Here is a 17499-nt window from a genome sequence, read left to right on the forward strand (position 1 = left end):
CGTCATGGGTACAAAATCCCATCCGGTATGGCATTTTTTTCTCGTTCTGGCGTTCGGCTTGTGTTTTGCTCTGTATGGACACACTCAGACGACTGCCAGACCCGTCCCGGAACTGAAGGCCCATATAACGGATGAAATCGGTCTTCTGACACTCTCCCAGCGCCAGAACCTGGAAAAATATCTGGCGGATTACGAACAGAAAACCGGAAACCAGATCGCCGTATTGCTGATCGACAATACGGCGCCCGAAACCATTGAACAATACAGTATTCGTGTAGCCGATCAATGGAAACTTGGCCGGAAAGGTATCGATGATGGTGTTTTGCTGATCGTTGCCAAAAACAATCCGCCCGGACTGCGACGACTCCGGATTGAAACTGGCAGAGGTATCCAGGGAGTATTGACAGACATTCGTTCCAAACAGATCCTGCAAGACATTATTGCCCCTTATTTCAGACAGAACCATTTCTATGACGGACTGGCAACCGGCATAACGGCAATCACCGCGACACTGGACAAGGAAACCTTTCCCGCCAACGAGCACACCGACAGGGGTAAAAACTCCTCGTCGTGGTTTCCTCTTTTAATCCCGATTCTCTTTTTCATCTTTATCATTTTACGATCACGCTCTTCGCGACGTTTGGGAAAACACGGCCACTGGGGAACCACGGGTATCATTCTTGGAGGAGGAATGCATGACCGGTTCAGGGATCACGACGATTTCGGGCCGGGAGGATTTTCCGGTGGAGGTGGAGGATTCGACGGCGGCGGAGCATCCGGAGACTGGTAATGAACAGACTGAAAAGACTCTGGTATCACTTGACGACGACTTCCCTCGCCGCACGACGCGCATTCACAACTGCAACACTGGCCAAAATCGAAACGATCATCTCCAGAGGCGAAGAGCGGCATTGTGCCGAAATCAGAGTCATTATCGAAACGGCACTTTCCTTTTCCGAGATAATGAACGGGAAAACACCCAGAACACGAGCACTTGAGTTATTCGACCGCTACCAAATCCGTGATACCCGGGAAAACACCGGGATTCTTCTCTATATCAATCTGTCAGACCGTAAAATCGAGATCGTGACGGACAAAGGAATCGACAAACAGATCACTTCGGAAACATGGCAAACCCTCTGCAGGAACATGTCGCAAAACTTCAGGGAAAAACAGTTTCATCGCGGCATTTGCCATGCTCTGGACAAAATGAACGCCATTCTGGAAATCCATTTCCCCAGGAAAAATCCACGGACCAATATTCTCCCCGATTCTCCTGTCATTCTCTGACCTGAACACAAAACAATGTACACTGAATAAAATCAATCAGCGTTTTCCGGATTCCGGATAACAAACCGGAGGAGATATCGACACAAAAAAGGCAGCTTATGCTGTCTTTTCCGAATCCGACAATCCTTATTTCGATTTTTCCATGCGATTGACCCCACTGCAATCACAATTACCGCAGGAGGTCTTGTCACCATATCGTGCGCGGCCGGATTGCGCGGATCATCTTCCGGAATATCCGCTCCGACTCCACGCCTTTTATGAAAATTCCCCCGCCCAACCGAGCAAAAATGGAAATCAGTGAAGTGCCCAAAGCCAGTCCGACCAGTAATCTGACAAGATCATGCGGTAAAAGCCTAGCACTTGAAGGCAAATAAGTCAGAACGAGATAAAAAAACGCGGCGCCCCCGCAACCAGCATACCGGTAATGGGACCACCTCTGAACGCGGCACTCATGCGCCCTGCATGCCATTTGACGCGGCCTGTGCCGTACGGACGTTTGCCCTGCCCGACACGTTCATACCGATAAAACCACACGCACAGGACAAAACGGCACCGACCAGAAATCCGATAACGGTCACGAATTCCAGATCCGGCAAAAAAAATGATAATGACAAACAGAACAAACCCGACAATACCGATTATCCGATACTGCCGGGTGAGATATGCCGAAGCTCCCTGTTGAATGGCATGGGCAATTTCCTGTATGCGTTCATTACCCGGATCCCCGGAAAGAATCCAGCTACGCGTAACAAGACCATATACAACGGGCAAGCACTCCACATGCGATAGCGAACCACAAACCTGCAGCCATAACGTCTCCTTTTACGAAAGAGAGGTTTTACTTCAGATTGACAAAGAGTACCGGTTGCCCACGCAACAATTTCAGTTTCTCAGTGCATCCAGAATCCCTGCACGGATCGCTTCAATTGACCCCACCCCGTCAAGTTTCCGGTACTGGGGAGCACCCGGCTCGCCGGAAGCGGCCCACTTGCCATAATAATCCACCAGAATTTCCGTCTGGTCATGATATACCGCCAATCTTTTCTTGACGGTTTCTTCCTTGTCATCGTCACGGATAATCAGATCCTCACCGGTCAGATCATCTTTTCCTTCGACCTTGGGAGGATAGTATTCCACATGATACGTCCGTCCGGAACCCGGATGCACCCGTCTGCCACTCATACGTGAGACGATGATGTCATCAGGAACATCGATTTCAACCACATAATCGATGGCGATACCGGCTTCCTTCATCGCTTCGGCCTGGCCGATCGTGCGGGGAAATCCGTCAAAAAGATACCCCTTCTGGCAATCCGGCTGTTTCAGCCGATCCTTGACCAGATTGATGATCAGTTCGTCTGATACCAGGCCACCGGACTCCATTACCTTCTTGGCTTCCAGACCAAGCGGTGTTCCTGCCGCCACCGCGGCACGCAACATGTCACCTGTCGAAATCTGGGGAATACCGTACTGTTCACGAATGAAAGCTGCCTGAGTGCCTTTACCGGCTCCCGGAGCCCCTAACAAAATGAGACGCATCGCAAAATTCCTAGAAAATATAAATAAAGTGACGGCATCACCAGCGCATACCAGGCACCAGCATCGCTCGATATGCTTTTGCCGCCGTTCAAACTTTTGATTTTACCTTGTAATGCAAACAATTTCGACAATTGTCAATTCCGTCTGTCGCCATTGAAAAAACGGCACACCCTTTCAAGATCCTCAGCGGTATCCACTCCGGCTTCCGGTATCTTTTCCGTAACATGCACAGCGATGGAATAACCGTGCCAGAGAACCCTCAACTGTTCCAGCGACTCGATTTGTTCAATAGGAGAAACCGATAACGATGAATACATTTTCAGAAACTCGTTACGGAACGCATAAAGCCCGACATGACGCAAGGCATTGAAAACCGACGGATATGTTTTTGCCGCTTTGGCATAACCGTCCCTGTACCAGGGAATAGGGGCTCGCGAAAAATAAAGCGCCCGATTGAAACGATCGAGAACGACCTTGACATAGTTGGGGTTGAAAATATCCTCCGGCTGTTCCAGTCTGTGCGCCGCCGTTGCCATGGGGACATCCTCCGACACAAGCGCTGCGGTAGAAGCGACCAGCTCCGGATCAATCAGTGGTTCATCACCCTGCACATTAACTACCGTCGCCGATGGCGACCAGTCCATTTTCCGGGAAATTTCCGCAATACGATCGGTTCCGGAAACATGATCTTTCCTCGTCAACATCGCCCTGATGCCGAAACCGGAACAGACATCCACGATGGATTCATGATCCGTTGCGACGATCACATCGCTTGCTCCGGACAATCTGGCCTGTTCGGCCACCCGGACAATCATGGGTTTGCCGGCAATATCCGCCAGCGGTTTATTGGGCAAGCGTGTCGAAGCGAGTCTTGCCGGTATAACGACATAAAAAGACATAATAATTCAACAATATTCAGTTAAAAAAGCTTCATTCTTCCGGATAATGTTCCAGCGATCTCGCCTGATCCACCCACATGACGGGAATGCCGTCTCTTATCGGATAAGCCAGCCCATCGCCGCGACAAACCAGTTCCTGCCTATCTTTATCGTATTTCAGGGGACCTTTGCACAAGGGACATACCAATATATCAAGCAGTTTTGTATCCACGACATTTCTCCACGATTTTCTGTTCCAGCTCATCGTTATCGATTGCGACCATGGCCGGAACCACCCAGAGCCGTTCATCCTGAATCAGTTCATCAATTTGAGAACACTTGACCGCATCCTTTTCTGTAATCAGGATAATATCCGCCCCGACCTGCCGGAAAGGATTGGAAGAAAAATCAAAATGGTCCGGCAACGGCATTTCGGAAAACGACAGGCCACAAGCGCGCAAAGAAGCAAAAAAACGTGCCGGATTGCCGATACCTGCCGCTGCAACAATCCTTCCCCCCAGATCTTTCAGTCTTGCGGTACGATTCCGGTTTTTCAATTGTTCGGCCATTTCGGTCTTCAATTGCATCCGATACAGATCGGGCACATAAATCGGATTGCCCGGTGATGGATAATTCCTGCCATTCACGATGGTGAAATCCCCCTTTCTCGACAAGGGTTCTCTCAAAGGCCCCGCAGGCAACATCCACCGGTTTCCACCACCACGGCCATCGAACAGCATGATCTCGACATCTCTTTCCAGAGCATAATGCTGCATTCCGTCATCCGATACAATAATATCGACCTCTGTATGCTTTTCCAGCAGAAACCGGCCTGCCTTGACCCTGTTTCGACAAACGACCAGCGGACACCGGGCTTTTTGCACGATCAGAAGCGGTTCATCCCCGATTTCAGATGCTTTCGATGAAGAAGACACCTCAACAGGACTACTATTGGATGTGCCATATCCCCTTGAAATGACTCCCGGATGAAAACCGGCCTTTTGCAGAAGCTTCACCAGCCAGATCACCATGGGTGTTTTTCCCGTTCCACCGACAAAAATATTGCCTACGATAACGACTGGCACTGGCAAACGGACCGACTTCAGCCATTTTTTCCTGTAACCATAACGACGAATTGCCACCACCATCCCGAAAACGAGGGAAAACGGCCACAGGAACCAGGCAATGCTCCCCCGTCGCATCCAGACATTCATCCAGAAATTCGAATGGTTGATTTTGGAAATATTCAATGATTACCTTTACAAGACACAGTTGCTGCGATATGCGCATCACTCGGGCTTTACGGTTGCAAACGTCAATCGGTCCAGCCCTGCCAGTCTCGCCGCTTCCAGCACATTGACTATATTCTGATGGCGTGCCGCTCCATCAGCCGACACCACAACGACAGGCCCTTTTCCGTCATCCTGCATAATGGCCCGCTTCCGCATTTCGGAAGCCAGCTGTGCGGGATGCTCATAACGGACAGGTTCATTGTTCAGGGAGATTTTACCGGATGCATCGACCGATACAACCAGTTCCTTTGGACGAACGGGAACATTCTCGGCAGTTGCCGTCGGCAACGTGATCTGCAACTCGGAATATTTGCTGTAAGTCGTCGTGACCATCAGAAAGATTAGGATAACCAGCAAGACATCAATAAAAGGAATCAGATTGATTTCAGGTTCTTCATGCACTTTTCCTTTCCGAAAATTCATGACCCCCTCCTCTCAATCAGGTACGGCGGGAAAAACAAATTGCATCCACCAACCGTGCCGACTGTCTTTCCATCTCGATCAGGAAACTGTCGACCAGTGCCCTGAAATGACGGTAAAAAATCAATGTCGGCATGGCAATCAGCAAACCGAATCCCGTATTGTACAGAGCAATGGAAATTCCATGGGCCAGCTGGGCCGGATTCGTTCCGGCTGCATTCTGCGCTCCGAAAATTTCGATCATGCCGACAACCGTTCCGAACAGCCCCATAAGCGGCGCCAGCGTGGCAATCGTCCCGATAGTCGTCAGAAAACGTTCCAGCTGCAACGCAACCGTACGTCCGGTATCTTCCATAGCTTCTTTCATTTCATCCCGCGACATATCGGAATGTTGCAGACCTGTAGCCAAAACGACACCCAGTGGCGAATTTCTTTCAAACCGGTTGATCGTGGCGCTATCCACTCGTCCGTCCCGATAATCCCTGATCGCCTGTTCAAGAAGGCCGGACGGCAAAATCCTTTTTCGTCTCAGATACCAGAGCCGTTCAATAATCAGTGCCAATGCAATAACCGAAGCAACCAGCAATAACCAGATAGGCCATCCGGCTGCCTGAATAATATAAAACACTGAAGCCTCCTCACATAAACATTTTCATGCCACGAAAAAAGTGAAAACGCAGTCCGTTTCACTCTTTTTCGTACATCATCCCAGCCGTACTTTCAGGCCGGCAATGGCGTTTTTCACCTGATCGGGTGCGGTACCGCCAATATGATTCCGGGCACTGACAGATCCTTCAAGCGTCAATATATCCAGCACATCAGGATCAATCAGATCGGAAAAACTCCTCATCTGCTCCAGTGTCAGATCGCTCAGATCACACCCCTTTTCCACACAAAACCGGACGGCTCTGGCAACAGCTTCATGCGCATCACGGAATGGCAAGCCTTTTTTGACCAGATAATCGGCCAGATCCGTCGCCGTCGCGTAACCCTGCAAGGCAGCCTGACGCATTGTTTCCGGTTTTACCGTAATGGCACCGACCATATCGGCAAAAATACGTAACGTATCGGTTACCGTATCCACTGTATCAAACAACGGTTCCTTGTCTTCCTGGTTGTCCTTGTTATAGGCCAAAGGCTGCCCTTTCATCAAGGTCAGCAATCCAATCAGATGACCATTCACACGACCGGTTTTGCCACGTGCCAGTTCAGGCACATCCGGATTTTTCTTTTGGGGCATGATAGATGATCCCGTGCAGAAACGATCCGCCAGATCGATAAAGCCGACTCTGGGACTCATCCAGATAATCAGCTCTTCCGAAAGTCGGGAAACATGTGTCATGATCAAGGCGGAAGCGGCACAGAATTCAATGGCAAAATCCCTGTCTGACACGGCATCCAGCGAATTGCGGCAGACATCTTCGAATCCCAGTGTTCTCGCGACCCGTTCACGGTCTATCGGAAACGTTGTTCCGGCAAGAGCCGCAGCGCCCAGAGGCAGGCGGTTTACCCGTTTCCGGCAATCGGCCAGACGTTCGATATCCCGGTAAAACATTTCGGCATAAGCCAGCAGGTGATGGCCGAACGTCACCGGTTGCGCGACCTGCATGTGTGTAAAGCCCGGAAGAATAGTACCGTAGTGCCGTTCAGCGACCTCGATCAGGGTATGGCACAATCGGCGCAACAAATGATCAATATCATCAATTGCAGAACGGAGATACAAGCGGATATCGGTCGCTACCTGGTCATTTCTCGAACGACCGGTATGCAGACGTTTCCCTGCATCGCCGATCAGATCGGTCAGACGCCATTCTATATTCATATGGACATCTTCCAGACCGATTTGCCAGTCGAATTGACCGGATTTTATTTCGTCACGGATCTGCGAAAGTCCCTGCCGGATATCGGCATAATCCCGCTCGCTCAGAATTTTTTGCGCACAAAGCATTTCGGCATGCGCCAGCGATCCTTCAATATCGAATTCCGCAAGCCGCTTGTCAAACGTCACCGATGCCGTATAACGCTGGACCAGTTCATCGACCGGTTCGGAAAAACGGCCGGACCATACATCGTTTTTGGTAGAAGATTGTTCGTTCATAATAAAATCCCGTTGAATAGGCAGGATTATAGAACAAGCTGTATAAAACCACGACAAGGCTTCCGAAAATAAGCTTTTGCCGATTAAAAAAAATCCCTGCCTGACGCAGGGATTTTTCATATGTCCGGCAATCCGGATTATTTGGAAATATCTCTCACGGCGCCACGATCAGCAGAAGTCGCCATGGCCGCATACATTTGCAATGCTTTGGAAACCTTGCGGTCACGATTGACCGGCTTCCAGGCATCGGCCCCCTTCGCTTCCATCTTCTCACGACGCTGTTTCAGCACGTCATCAGAGACTTTCAGACGGATACGGCGTGCCGGAATATCGATTTCAATTTCGTCACCTTCCTCAATCAGCCCTATCGCACCGCCTGATGCTGCTTCGGGCGAAGCGTGTCCGATCACCAGACCGGATGACCCCCCTGAAAAACGCCCGTCCGTAAACAGGGCGCAGGAAGTCCCCAGTCCTTTCGACTTGATATAGGAAGTGGGATAAAGCATTTCCTGCATACCCGGCCCGCCTTTAGGCCCCTCATAACGGACAATAATCACATCACCCGGGTGGATCCTATCACCGAGAATCGCCTCGACGGTATCTTCCTGGCTCTCGAAAATACGTGCTTTCCCGGTAAACTGCATAATACTGGCATCAACCCCCGCTGTTTTCACAATACAGCCATTTTCAGCGATATTGCCGTACAGTACGGCAAGACCTCCATCCTGCGTATAGGCATGCGCCTTGTCACGAATACAGCCGGAAACCCGATCCAGATCCAGTTCGGCATGACGTGTATCCTGTGAAAATGCTTCCTGCGTCCTGACACCGCCCGGTGCCGCCTTGTAGAAAGTACGTACCCCTTCATCCCGGGTCGTCATAACATCATACTGACCGATTGCCTCGCCCAGCGTTTTACCGTAAACCGTCCGGGTATCCGGATTGATCAGACCGGCACGATTCAGTTCAGCCATAATCCCCAGAATGCCCCCCGCACGATGAACATCCTCGACATAATAATCATGTGTTGCCGGCGATACCTTGCAAAGACAGGGAACATGACGGGAAACCTGATCAATATCCGCCATGACAAACGGAACATCTCCTTCATTGGCTGCTGCCAGCAAATGCAGAACGGTATTGGTGGATCCTCCCATCGCCACATCCAGTGCCATGGCGTTTTCCAGTGCCGGCTTGGTGACGATACTTCTCGGCAATACGGAAGTGTCATCCTGTTCGTAATAACGTCTGGTAATATCGACAATCGTACGTCCGGCTTTCAGAAACAGCTCCTTGCGATCGGCATGCGTCGCCAGAAGCGTGCCATTTCCGGGAAGAGCCATGCCAAGCGCTTCCATCAGGCAGTTCATCGAATTGGCCGTAAACATACCGGAACAGGATCCGCACGTCGGACAGGCGGATCTTTCGTAATCCATAACCAGCTCATCACTGTTATTGGGATTGCCTGCTTGAATCATGGCATCGATCAAATCCACCTTGACAACTTTCTGTCCGGGAACGACTCCCATCAGCTTGCCCGCTTCCATCGGGCCACCGGAAACGAAAATGGTCGGAATATTCAGCCTCAGCGAAGCCATCAGCATTCCGGGAGTGATTTTGTCGCAATTGGAAATGCAAACCATCGCATCGGCACAATGCGCATTGACCATATACTCGACCGAATCGGCAATCAGTTCCCGGGACGGAAGGGAATAAAGCATTCCGCCATGCCCCATGGCAATACCGTCATCCACAGCGATCGTATTGAATTCCTTGGCAATACCGCCTGACGCTTCAATTTCACGGGCAACCAGCTGGCCGAGATCTTTCAGATGCACATGACCCGGTACAAACTGGGTAAACGAATTGACAACAGCGATAATCGGTTTGTCGAAATCGCCATCTTTCACACCGGTTGCACGCCACAAGGCACGTGCACCCGCCATATTCCTTCCATGAGTCGAAGTCCAGGAACGATATCGAGGCATTTAAAAATCTCCAATTTATTTTGCAATAATGGAATATTTTGACATGAAATCAGAAAGGAAACACCTTTCTTGATTTCGCTTTGGACAGAAAAAACCCAAAGCTAGCGTTATTTGCAAATACGCATCCCAAATACGCAAACATGTGACAAAATTCATCTCTTTCAGAAAAATTCGATAGTTCAGCTATCTATCACCCATCATGTTAGTACATCCCTTACCCGATCCTGTCGCCATCTCCATCGGTCCGCTTTCCGTACACTGGTATGGCCTTATGTATCTGTTGGCATTTGTTCTTTTCATCATGCTCGGACGGATCCGGCTGAAACAGCCACACATCATGCATCAAGGATGGACGGTCAAGAACCTTGACGACATGCTTTTCTATGGCGTTCTCGGCGTTATTATCGGCGGCCGTCTGGGAGAAGTATTCTTTTACAATCCTGCCTATTTCTTTTCTCATCCCCTGCAAATTTTCGCAGTCTGGCATGGCGGAATGTCCTATCATGGAGGATTTATCGGCGTTATCGTCGCCGCGTGGATATGGTGCAGAAAAAATCACAAAAATATCGTGGCAACGCTTGATCTGATTGCCCCCCTGATCCCCCTCGGCTATGCGGCAGGCCGACTCGGCAATTTCATTAATGCCGAACTGCCCGGCAGAATTGCCGACCCGTCATTGCCATGGGCCATGATCTGGCCGAATGTAGACATGCTTCCACGGCATCCGTCTCCGTTGTATCAGGCATTAGTCGACGGCATACTGATGTTCATTATCCTATGGATATATGCCCGAAAAGAACGCCCTCTTGGGGCAGTCAGCGCCATGTATGCTTTCCTGTACGGTTCGGCAAGATTTTTCACGGAATATTTCCGGACCCCCGATTATGAAGTTTCTTTTGCCGGCATGACCATCTCGGCCGGACAGATGTTGTCCTTGCCCATGATCGTTTTCGGGCTTCTTGCGCTATATCTGATCTATGCTAACGCGCGCAGGAAAAACCGCCTTTAACAGCAAGCGGATAAAAATCAGTCAGGTAATGCATCACTCTTCATTACCTGCCTGATAATTTCGCCTGAAAACCCTCGTTGTTGCAAAAAACGGATCTGTCTGGCTTGTTCCCGGATATCGGAAGGTTTATGACCGAACTTTTTCCGCCATACATGCCATGCCCGTTCAAACTCATTGTCCAACATCTCCGATTCCGTATCGTGCAACACCGAATCGGAGACACCGTGATTTTGCAAATCCCGAAGAATGCGCGCATTTCCGTAACGCACCGACTGCCGTCTGACATAGGCATCCACAAAACGCGACTCGGAGAGAAACCCTCTGGCCTGCAACCATTCCATCAATGCATCCAGATCATCTTCATTGCTTGCATAGGGAGACAGTTTGCGTGCCAGTTCCCTTACACTGTACTCACGAATGGATAAATAACGTATTGCACGTGCCTTCAATGTTATTTTCTGCTTCATCGCAATCGCCATTCACCCCGGAAACCGGATTTTGCGGGAACAGTACATTATTCTCCGGAATTTTCCGTTTCCGCTGCATCATCTTCTACGGGAGGCAATTCCCTGACACCATAAGATGCCCTGACCTTGTTTTCAATTTCGCGAGCCAGTTTGGGATGTGCACGCAAATAGTTACGTGCATTGTCTTTTCCCTGCCCGATCCGTTCCCCATTATAGCTATACCACGAACCGGCCTTCTCAACGATTTTGGCTTCCGCTCCCAGATCGAGGATCTCACCTTCACGGGAAGTCCCCTCTCCATAAAGAATATCAAAATAGGCTTCCTTAAACGGAGGAGCTGTTTTGTTCTTGACGACCTTGACACGTGTTTCGCTGCCGATTACCTCATCGCCGGATTTGATCGATCCTGTCCGGCGGATATCCAGGCGGACAGAAGAATAGAATTTCAGTGCATTCCCCCCCGTCGTCGTTTCAGGATTACCGAACATGACACCGATCTTCATACGGATCTGATTGATGAATATGACGGTTGTATTGTTTTTATTAATGCTGCCTGTGAGCTTTCGCAACGCCTGTGACATCAATCTTGCCTGCAATCCCGGCAGGGAATCACCCATATCACCTTCAATTTCAGCCTTGGGTGTCAATGCCGCAACCGAATCGATCACGATCAGGTCAACGCCACCGGAACGGACCAGTGCATCCGTAATCTCAAGCGCCTGTTCTCCGGTATCCGGCTGCGAAATCAGCAGATCAGGCAGATGAACCCCCAGTTTCTGCGCATAACCGACATCCAGTGCATGTTCGGCATCGATAAACGCACACGTCCCTCCCAGTTTTTGCATCTCCGCAATGACCTGCAACGTCAGCGTCGTTTTACCTGAAGATTCCGGGCCGTAAATCTCGATAACCCGTCCCCTAGGCAAACCACCGACACCCAGTGCGATATCCAACCCCAAGGAACCTGTCGATACAGCAGGAATTTCCTCAACGACAACTCCGGGCGCCATCCGCATGATGGATCCTTTTCCGAATTGCTTTTCAATCTGCGCAAGAGCAATGGCCAATGCCTTGTTTTTTTCCTGATTGGATGCAGTTTTATTATCGTCCATAAGATTCTTTCAGTTTAAACAGCCAACAAAGATCCAAAACCACTTTGCTGTATATATTAACAGTAATTTTATTAAAAGACTGTAGTATTTGCAGACAATTATCAAAATTTATATCCGCCTTCATTCTTTATGCTGGTCATGTTTTTCGGATATAATACGCCCAACGCCGTATCGCGAGCGGTTGTTCGATGACAGATGTTGGCAACTGTTTGCCATAGCGGTGAATGGTACTGACTTCTTAAAAGCATTATGTCACTTCCACTTCCTACTACTGCCCGTGTTCTGAAACATACCAGAACAATCCAAGTCCAGTTTTTTTACAGAAATGACGAATTATGGGATATCGATGCCCATTTCACCGATGTCAAAACCCACGATTTGCTGTTGACTTCATTCGTCATTCCTGCCAAGAGGCCTGTACACAATTTGTGGTTACGTCTGACGATCAATGCACAGGGTACAGTCGTTGATGCATATGTTGCATTCGATGATGTTCCGTTCGAGGGATATTGCGAGCGAATCCATTCGCGTTACAGGCAGCTCATCGGTCTGAATGTTTTGCATCACTTCCGTCATGAGTTGCACGAACGTTTCAAGGGCATTCTCGGATGCACTCACATGAATGAACTGGCTGAAGCGATACCGTCTGTTGCCATGCAGGTTTTTGTTTTCGGTGAAGAAGAAGCGCGCGCAAAAGCCGCTTTTCAGAAAGCGGAAGACAGGCCGTTTCATCTGGACCAGTGTCACTGTATGGACACCGCCGGGCCAGCAGTCAAAAGATTTTATCCTGCCTGGTCGATCAAATCCGAAACCGCCAAATAAACTGTCGCCTGCCTGCCGGATATGGCAGGCTATTCAAAAGCCAATCATATCTGTGGATAAGCATGTGGACAAGTCTGTGGAAAATTTTCGACTTGCCGGATTTCGTAAAAGTTTTATGATGCTATCGTTTTCCTTTCACGAACAGAAGCATCGGTATTGATAACTCTCCCTCGTTCCTTGTGAAAATACAGAATACTCCACGCCCTTCTTCAACCTTGCTTGCAAAAGAGCCGTCTTCCCCGGTGTTAACCGTCTCGGAACTGAACAATACAGTAGCCGAACTACTGGAATGCAGTATTCCCCTGTTCTGGATATCCGGAGAAATTTCCAATTTCACCAAAGCGGCATCGGGTCATTGGTACTTCACTTTAAAAGACGATATGGCACAGGTTCGTGCTGTCATGTTCAGAGGACGTGCCCAATCAGTGGATTTCCTTCCCAAAGAAGGCGATAAAGTGGAAGTAAGGGCTACCGTATCACTTTACACTGCCCGCGGAGATTTTCAGCTGAACGTCGAGGCAATCCGACATGCAGGGGCCGGTAATTTGTATGAAGCATTTCTGCGTCTGAAATCAAAACTGGAGAAAGAAGGGCTTTTTGACAACAGCAGAAAACTGGTGATCCCCTTTTTTGCCAGAAATATAGGAATTGTAACCAGTCCGAAAGCGGCCGCATTGCGCGATATATTGACGACCCTCGCCAGAAGGGCACCTTATGCCAATTTGATTTTATATCCTGCCCCGGTTCAGGGTGACGGCGCTGCTGAAAAAATCGCACAAGCTATAACAATTGCATCATCTCGTGCAGAATGTGACGTTTTGCTGATCTGTCGTGGTGGGGGCAGCATCGAAGACCTCTGGAGCTTCAATGAAGAAATCGTCGCTCGTGCCATTGCCGCATGTACCATACCCACCATTTCAGGAATCGGCCATGAAACCGATTTCACCATCGCTGATTTTGTCACCGATCTTCGCGCGCCCACCCCGACCGGGGCTGCTGAAATGGCAACACGAGCTTATGGCGAATGGATGAATTCACTCAGGACACAGGCCGACAGATTGCAATATGTCATGAAACGGTTGCTGCACAATTCGATGCAAAAAACAGATGGACTGGCAAGAAGGCTGATCAGTCCATCGGCTTATATCGAACGCGAACGCAACAAGCTTCATACTGTTGCTACCAGGCTGGTTCACATCAGCAATAACCTGCTTGTCACATCCCGATACGAAATCGCACACTGGAATATCCGTCTCAAATCGCAACTACCCGACATCAAGCCGTTACAAAGCAGACTGGTTAACGCGAAACAGCAATTGTCCAAGGCAATGACCGTACGACTTGCACATCACCATCAAACCCTGTCTTCCCTGTCATCCCAACTCGAACTGCTGAGCCCGGAGCGGACACTTGAACGGGGTTATGCGATCCTGACGGATCCACAGGGACACATCATCCGGACACCCGAGCAACTGCCCGTACACAAACCGGTCTGCATACAGCTTGCGTCAGGAAACGCAAAAATTTCCATTGAATCCGTCCAGCCCGACCTGAAATAAGGTTTCAAACCTCTTCTATTTCATATAGGAGACGATACTGTCGCATGGCATACCGGTCTGTCATACCGGCAATATAGTCGGCGATTTTTCTCGCCTTTTCATATCCCTCCCTGCTCGCCGAACGATATTCCGGCGCCAATAATTGGGGTTCCGCCATAAAAATCGAGAAAAGACGATGCACAATACGGCGCGCCTTGCTGGTCATACGATTAACCTGATAATGCCGATACAGATTTTCAAAAAGGAATTTTTTCAACGAGCGGGATTTTTCGGTCATATCGTCCGAAAAAGCGATCAAAGGCATGGCATTGCGAACATCCTCGACCGATTTCGGATCAATTTCCCTTATCCGTTCCAGTGAAGTCTGTGTCAAATCAAGGATCAATGTGCCGATCATTCTCCGGATAGTTTCATGAATGGCTCTTCGTTCGGTAATTCCGGGCATGGCACGCTGGACTTCCGTCCAGAATCCGGCAAACAGATCAACATCCTTCAGTTGTCTGATTGAAAGGAGCCCGGAACGCAAGCCATCGTCGACATCATGATTGTTATAAGCGATTTCATCGGCCACATTGGCCAGTTGCGCTTCCAGTGAAGGCTGTTTGCCTTCAAGAAAACGCCGTCCGAGATCCCCCAGTTTTTCCGCAGCCTCCACGGAACAATGTTTTAGAATACCCTCCCGGGTTTCATAAGTCAGGTTGAGTCCGTCGAACATGCCATACCGTTCTTCCAGGACATCCACAACCCGCAGGCTCTGCAAATTATGTTCAAACCCGCCATAATCCGCCATACAGGCATTCAGAGCATCCTGTCCGGCATGCCCGAATGGCGTATGTCCCAGATCGTGGGCAAGAGAAATGGCTTCCGTCAGATCCTCGTTCAGGGACAAATTACGTGCAACAGACCGTGCAATCTGCGCTACTTCGATACTGTGTGTCAACCGTGTCCTGAACAGATCGCCCTCATGATTGACAAATACCTGGGTTTTATATTCCAGCCGTCTGAAAGCCCCGGAATGCACAATCCGGTCACGGTCACGTTGATATTCCGTACGTGACAAATCCACCGGTTCAACGTATTGGCGTCCTCGCGAATCACGAGGATCGGAAGCGTAAACAGCCAGTTCCGGACGACTCACCCGTTTTTTCTCCTTTCAGACTACTGTTTTGGTTAACCCGGTGCCGTATTGTCGGTCAATGTGGCATGCAGCAGTTCGGCTGGGACCTTGGTCACCACCGCATCACCGAGCGCTTTCAGCAATACAAACTGGATTTCACCGCCAACATTCTTTTTGTCCACCTGCATCAGTTCAATCCACCGGTCCATTCCCAATGCAGGTGCGACAATCGGCAAACCCGCCCTTTCCACCAGGCCCCGGATACGTTTCCTGGCTTCCTCATCAAGCCACCCCATACGGCACGACAAATCCGCGGCCACAACCATGCCGCATCCGACCGCTTCGCCATGAAGCCATTCGCCATATCCAAGTCCTGCTTCAATGGCATGTCCGAAAGTATGGCCGAAATTGAGTATCGCTCTCAAACCGGTACTCTCGCGTTCATCTTGCCGCACGATATCTGCCTTGATTTCACAGGAACGCCGGATTGCATAAGCCAGCGCCTCACTGTCACGGGCGAGCAATTTTTCCATATTCTTTTCCAGCCATTGAAAAAAAGCGGCATCGACAATGGCGCCATACTTGATCACCTCGGCAAGACCGGCAACCAACTCCCTGTCGTGCAGGGTATTTAAAGTCGTCGTATCCGCTATGACCGCCTCAGGCTGATAAAAGGCTCCGATCATATTTTTCCCCAGAGGATGATTAATCCCTGTTTTACCGCCTACTGAAGAATCCACCTCTGCGAGAAGTGTCGTGGGAACCTGGACAAAAGATACCCCTCTCATGAAACTGGCAGCGGCATACCCTGTCAAGTCGCCGATAACCCCTCCACCCAGAGCGACAAGTGTCGTCTTCCGATCAGACTTGTTCTCCATCAGGAAATCAAAGATCTTCATGAGACTTTCCCAGTTTTTTTCCTTTTCTCCATCCGGCAGGATCAATGACGAGACATCCTTGCCCGCTTCTTTCAGGGAATGCGTCAGCCTGTCCAGGTAAAGGGGAGCCACGACGGTATTGGTAATGATGACGATGCGCTGTCCACGAATCGTTCTGGCAAGTAAGCGGACATCCCGTAACAGGTCTGTTCCGATTTCAATTGGATAGCTGCGTTCTCCAAGATCGACCTTAAGACGGGAATGACTGGGTTTCATAATGACAATATCTTTCTTCACTTGGTTACTCGGACGTTTTCTCTGTTTTCTAGACGAATTTCCCTTCTGATAATTGGCCAACTGAGCGATTATCGACTGAACCATGGCATGTACGTTCGGTCTTCCGGTATCAACAATGATATCGGCAACTTCCCGATAAAGCGGTTCACGTTGTCTTGACAGTTCTTCAAGCTTTTTCCTTCTGTTTTCTGTCTGAAGCAGGGGACGACTTTTATCATGCATCGTTCTTTGAAGGATATTGCTGACACTGGCCCGCAAATAGATAACCGTACCCCTCGATTTGAGATGCTTCCTGTTTTCAGGATGAATAACTGCGCCCCCTCCCGTAGCAAGAACCACACCGGTTTGTCCTGTCAGATCTTTTATTGTTTCGACCTCACGACGCCTGAAACTTTCCTCACCTTCGATTTCGAATATCCAGGAAATTGTTGCCCCCGTACGCGATTCGATTTCATGATCAGAATCAACGAACTTCAATCCCAACCGCTTTGCCAGCAAACGGCCAACAGTCGTTTTGCCTGATCCCATCAGGCCAACGAGAAAAATATTATGCTGCATAAGAAATAAATATCATTACTGTATAGCCGAATATATCAGATATGTACGCTTCCGATCCCTTTTTAGGATGCAATTCTCTGTACAATTTCTCTTTATATTCTGAAACAGTTATTTACATATTTAAGTGCTAAGATTGCCGCTTTAAAGGATAATGCGCTTATTGCATTTTTTTGCT

The 17499-nt window shown here is 49.4% G+C and carries 18 protein-coding genes; 5 read left to right on the plus strand and 13 right to left on the minus strand.

Annotation, left to right across the window (positions count from 1 at the left end; translation table 11 throughout):
- Positions 1 to 4: 4 nt before the first annotated feature.
- Together NB647_RS10300 and NB647_RS10305 are read left to right on the plus strand one after the other, a co-directional pair.
- Complete coding sequence (locus tag NB647_RS10300) at positions 5 to 790, plus strand: TPM domain-containing protein (RefSeq protein WP_269283424.1); 786 nt, start codon at positions 5 to 7, stop codon at positions 788 to 790.
- Complete coding sequence (locus NB647_RS10305; protein ID WP_269264485.1) at positions 790 to 1290, plus strand: TPM domain-containing protein; 501 nt, start codon at positions 790 to 792, stop codon at positions 1288 to 1290. Before NB647_RS10300 ends, NB647_RS10305 begins: the two co-directional genes overlap by 1 nt.
- Positions 1291 to 1665: 375 nt before the next feature.
- On the opposite strand, the gene NB647_RS10310 is transcribed toward NB647_RS10305, so the two are convergent.
- The 9 genes from NB647_RS10310 to ilvD all read right to left on the minus strand — a co-directional run bounded on the left by NB647_RS10310 (position 1666) and on the right by ilvD (position 9505).
- Complete coding sequence (locus tag NB647_RS10310) at positions 1666 to 2061, minus strand: sodium/proton-translocating pyrophosphatase (protein ID WP_269283426.1); 396 nt, start codon at positions 2059 to 2061, stop codon at positions 1666 to 1668.
- A gap of 111 nt (positions 2062 to 2172) precedes the next feature.
- Positions 2173 to 2829, minus strand: a complete 657-nt coding sequence (gene adk / locus NB647_RS10315) for an adenylate kinase (protein WP_269283428.1) — start codon at positions 2827 to 2829, stop codon at positions 2173 to 2175.
- Positions 2830 to 2963: 134 nt separating this feature from the next.
- Entirely contained in the window at positions 2964 to 3728 is a 765-nt protein-coding gene (kdsB, locus tag NB647_RS10320; protein ID WP_269264487.1) for a 3-deoxy-manno-octulosonate cytidylyltransferase, read from the minus strand.
- A 31-nt stretch (positions 3729 to 3759) separates the two neighbouring features.
- Entirely contained in the window at positions 3760 to 3939 is a 180-nt protein-coding gene (locus NB647_RS10325) for a Trm112 family protein (RefSeq protein ID WP_269264488.1), read from the minus strand.
- Entirely contained in the window at positions 3920 to 4957 is a 1038-nt protein-coding gene (gene lpxK / locus NB647_RS10330) for a tetraacyldisaccharide 4'-kinase (RefSeq protein ID WP_416143568.1), read from the minus strand. The genes NB647_RS10325 and lpxK overlap by 20 nt, the downstream gene beginning before the upstream one ends.
- A 39-nt stretch (positions 4958 to 4996) precedes the next feature.
- Entirely contained in the window at positions 4997 to 5422 is a 426-nt protein-coding gene (locus NB647_RS10335; protein ID WP_269264489.1) for an ExbD/TolR family protein, read from the minus strand.
- Between the two features lie 16 nt (positions 5423 to 5438).
- Positions 5439 to 6047, minus strand: coding sequence for a MotA/TolQ/ExbB proton channel family protein (locus NB647_RS10340; RefSeq protein WP_269264490.1), 609 nt, complete (start codon positions 6045 to 6047; stop codon positions 5439 to 5441).
- A gap of 75 nt (positions 6048 to 6122) precedes the next feature.
- Positions 6123 to 7517 carry an argininosuccinate lyase gene (argH, locus tag NB647_RS10345; protein WP_269283431.1) on the minus strand — a complete coding sequence of 465 codons (1395 nt, stop codon included), beginning with the start codon at positions 7515 to 7517 and terminating at the stop codon, positions 6123 to 6125.
- A gap of 137 nt (positions 7518 to 7654) precedes the next feature.
- Positions 7655 to 9505, minus strand: coding sequence for a dihydroxy-acid dehydratase (ilvD, locus tag NB647_RS10350; RefSeq protein WP_269264492.1), 1851 nt, complete (start codon positions 9503 to 9505; stop codon positions 7655 to 7657).
- A 199-nt stretch (positions 9506 to 9704) separates the two neighbouring features.
- Between ilvD and lgt the strand changes: the two genes are divergently transcribed.
- Entirely contained in the window at positions 9705 to 10514 is an 810-nt protein-coding gene (gene lgt / locus NB647_RS10355) for a prolipoprotein diacylglyceryl transferase (RefSeq protein WP_269264493.1), read from the plus strand.
- A 17-nt stretch (positions 10515 to 10531) separates the two neighbouring features.
- On the opposite strand, the gene recX is transcribed toward lgt, so the two are convergent.
- Together recX and recA are read right to left on the minus strand one after the other, a co-directional pair.
- Positions 10532 to 10981, minus strand: a complete 450-nt coding sequence (gene recX / locus NB647_RS10360; protein ID WP_269264494.1) for a recombination regulator RecX — start codon at positions 10979 to 10981, stop codon at positions 10532 to 10534.
- A gap of 47 nt (positions 10982 to 11028) precedes the next feature.
- A complete protein-coding gene (recA, locus tag NB647_RS10365) occupies positions 11029 to 12093 on the minus strand; it encodes a recombinase RecA (RefSeq protein ID WP_269278803.1) in 1065 nt (354 codons plus the stop codon).
- Between the two features lie 249 nt (positions 12094 to 12342).
- Here recA and NB647_RS10370 point away from each other — a divergent pair, with 249 nt between their 5' ends.
- Both NB647_RS10370 and xseA read left to right on the plus strand, forming a co-directional pair.
- Positions 12343 to 12915, plus strand: coding sequence for a DUF2889 domain-containing protein (locus NB647_RS10370; RefSeq protein ID WP_269264496.1), 573 nt, complete (start codon positions 12343 to 12345; stop codon positions 12913 to 12915).
- Positions 12916 to 13130: 215 nt separating this feature from the next.
- Entirely contained in the window at positions 13131 to 14474 is a 1344-nt protein-coding gene (gene xseA, locus NB647_RS10375) for an exodeoxyribonuclease VII large subunit (RefSeq protein ID WP_269283434.1), read from the plus strand.
- 4 nt (positions 14475 to 14478) lie between these two features.
- Here xseA and NB647_RS10380 read toward each other — a convergent pair whose 3' ends face one another.
- On the minus strand, positions 14479 to 15612 hold the full coding sequence (locus NB647_RS10380; RefSeq protein ID WP_269283437.1) for a deoxyguanosinetriphosphate triphosphohydrolase: 1134 nt from the start codon (positions 15610 to 15612) through the stop codon (positions 14479 to 14481).
- A 32-nt stretch (positions 15613 to 15644) separates the two neighbouring features.
- Complete coding sequence (gene aroKB / locus NB647_RS10385) at positions 15645 to 17324, minus strand: bifunctional shikimate kinase/3-dehydroquinate synthase AroKB (RefSeq protein ID WP_269283439.1); 1680 nt, start codon at positions 17322 to 17324, stop codon at positions 15645 to 15647.
- Positions 17325 to 17499 lie beyond the last annotated feature (175 nt).

Source organism: Oxalobacter aliiformigenes (genome assembly GCF_027116575.1).
Taxonomy (GTDB): Bacteria; Pseudomonadota; Gammaproteobacteria; order Burkholderiales; family Burkholderiaceae_D; genus Oxalobacter; species Oxalobacter aliiformigenes.

What these genes read in the sequence shown, in the direction of transcription:
- NB647_RS10300 (WP_269283424.1), top strand. Translation starts at nt 5, where the DNA reads ATGGGTACAAAATCCCATCCGGTATGGCATTTTTTTCTCGTTCTGGCG.
- NB647_RS10305 (WP_269264485.1), top strand. Translation starts at nt 790, where the DNA reads ATGAACAGACTGAAAAGACTCTGGTATCACTTGACGACGACTTCCCTC.
- adk (WP_269283428.1), bottom strand. Translation starts at nt 2,829, where the DNA reads ATGCGTCTCATTTTGTTAGGGGCTCCGGGAGCCGGTAAAGGCACTCAG.
- kdsB (WP_269264487.1), bottom strand. Translation starts at nt 3,728, where the DNA reads ATGTCTTTTTATGTCGTTATACCGGCAAGACTCGCTTCGACACGCTTG.
- NB647_RS10335 (WP_269264489.1), bottom strand. Translation starts at nt 5,422, where the DNA reads ATGAATTTTCGGAAAGGAAAAGTGCATGAAGAACCTGAAATCAATCTG.
- argH (WP_269283431.1), bottom strand. Translation starts at nt 7,517, where the DNA reads ATGAACGAACAATCTTCTACCAAAAACGATGTATGGTCCGGCCGTTTT.
- ilvD (WP_269264492.1), bottom strand. Translation starts at nt 9,505, where the DNA reads ATGCCTCGATATCGTTCCTGGACTTCGACTCATGGAAGGAATATGGCG.
- lgt (WP_269264493.1), top strand. Translation starts at nt 9,705, where the DNA reads ATGTTAGTACATCCCTTACCCGATCCTGTCGCCATCTCCATCGGTCCG.
- recX (WP_269264494.1), bottom strand. Translation starts at nt 10,981, where the DNA reads ATGAAGCAGAAAATAACATTGAAGGCACGTGCAATACGTTATTTATCC.
- recA (WP_269278803.1), bottom strand. Translation starts at nt 12,093, where the DNA reads ATGGACGATAATAAAACTGCATCCAATCAGGAAAAAAACAAGGCATTG.
- NB647_RS10370 (WP_269264496.1), top strand. Translation starts at nt 12,343, where the DNA reads ATGTCACTTCCACTTCCTACTACTGCCCGTGTTCTGAAACATACCAGA.
- aroKB (WP_269283439.1), bottom strand. Translation starts at nt 17,324, where the DNA reads ATGCAGCATAATATTTTTCTCGTTGGCCTGATGGGATCAGGCAAAACG.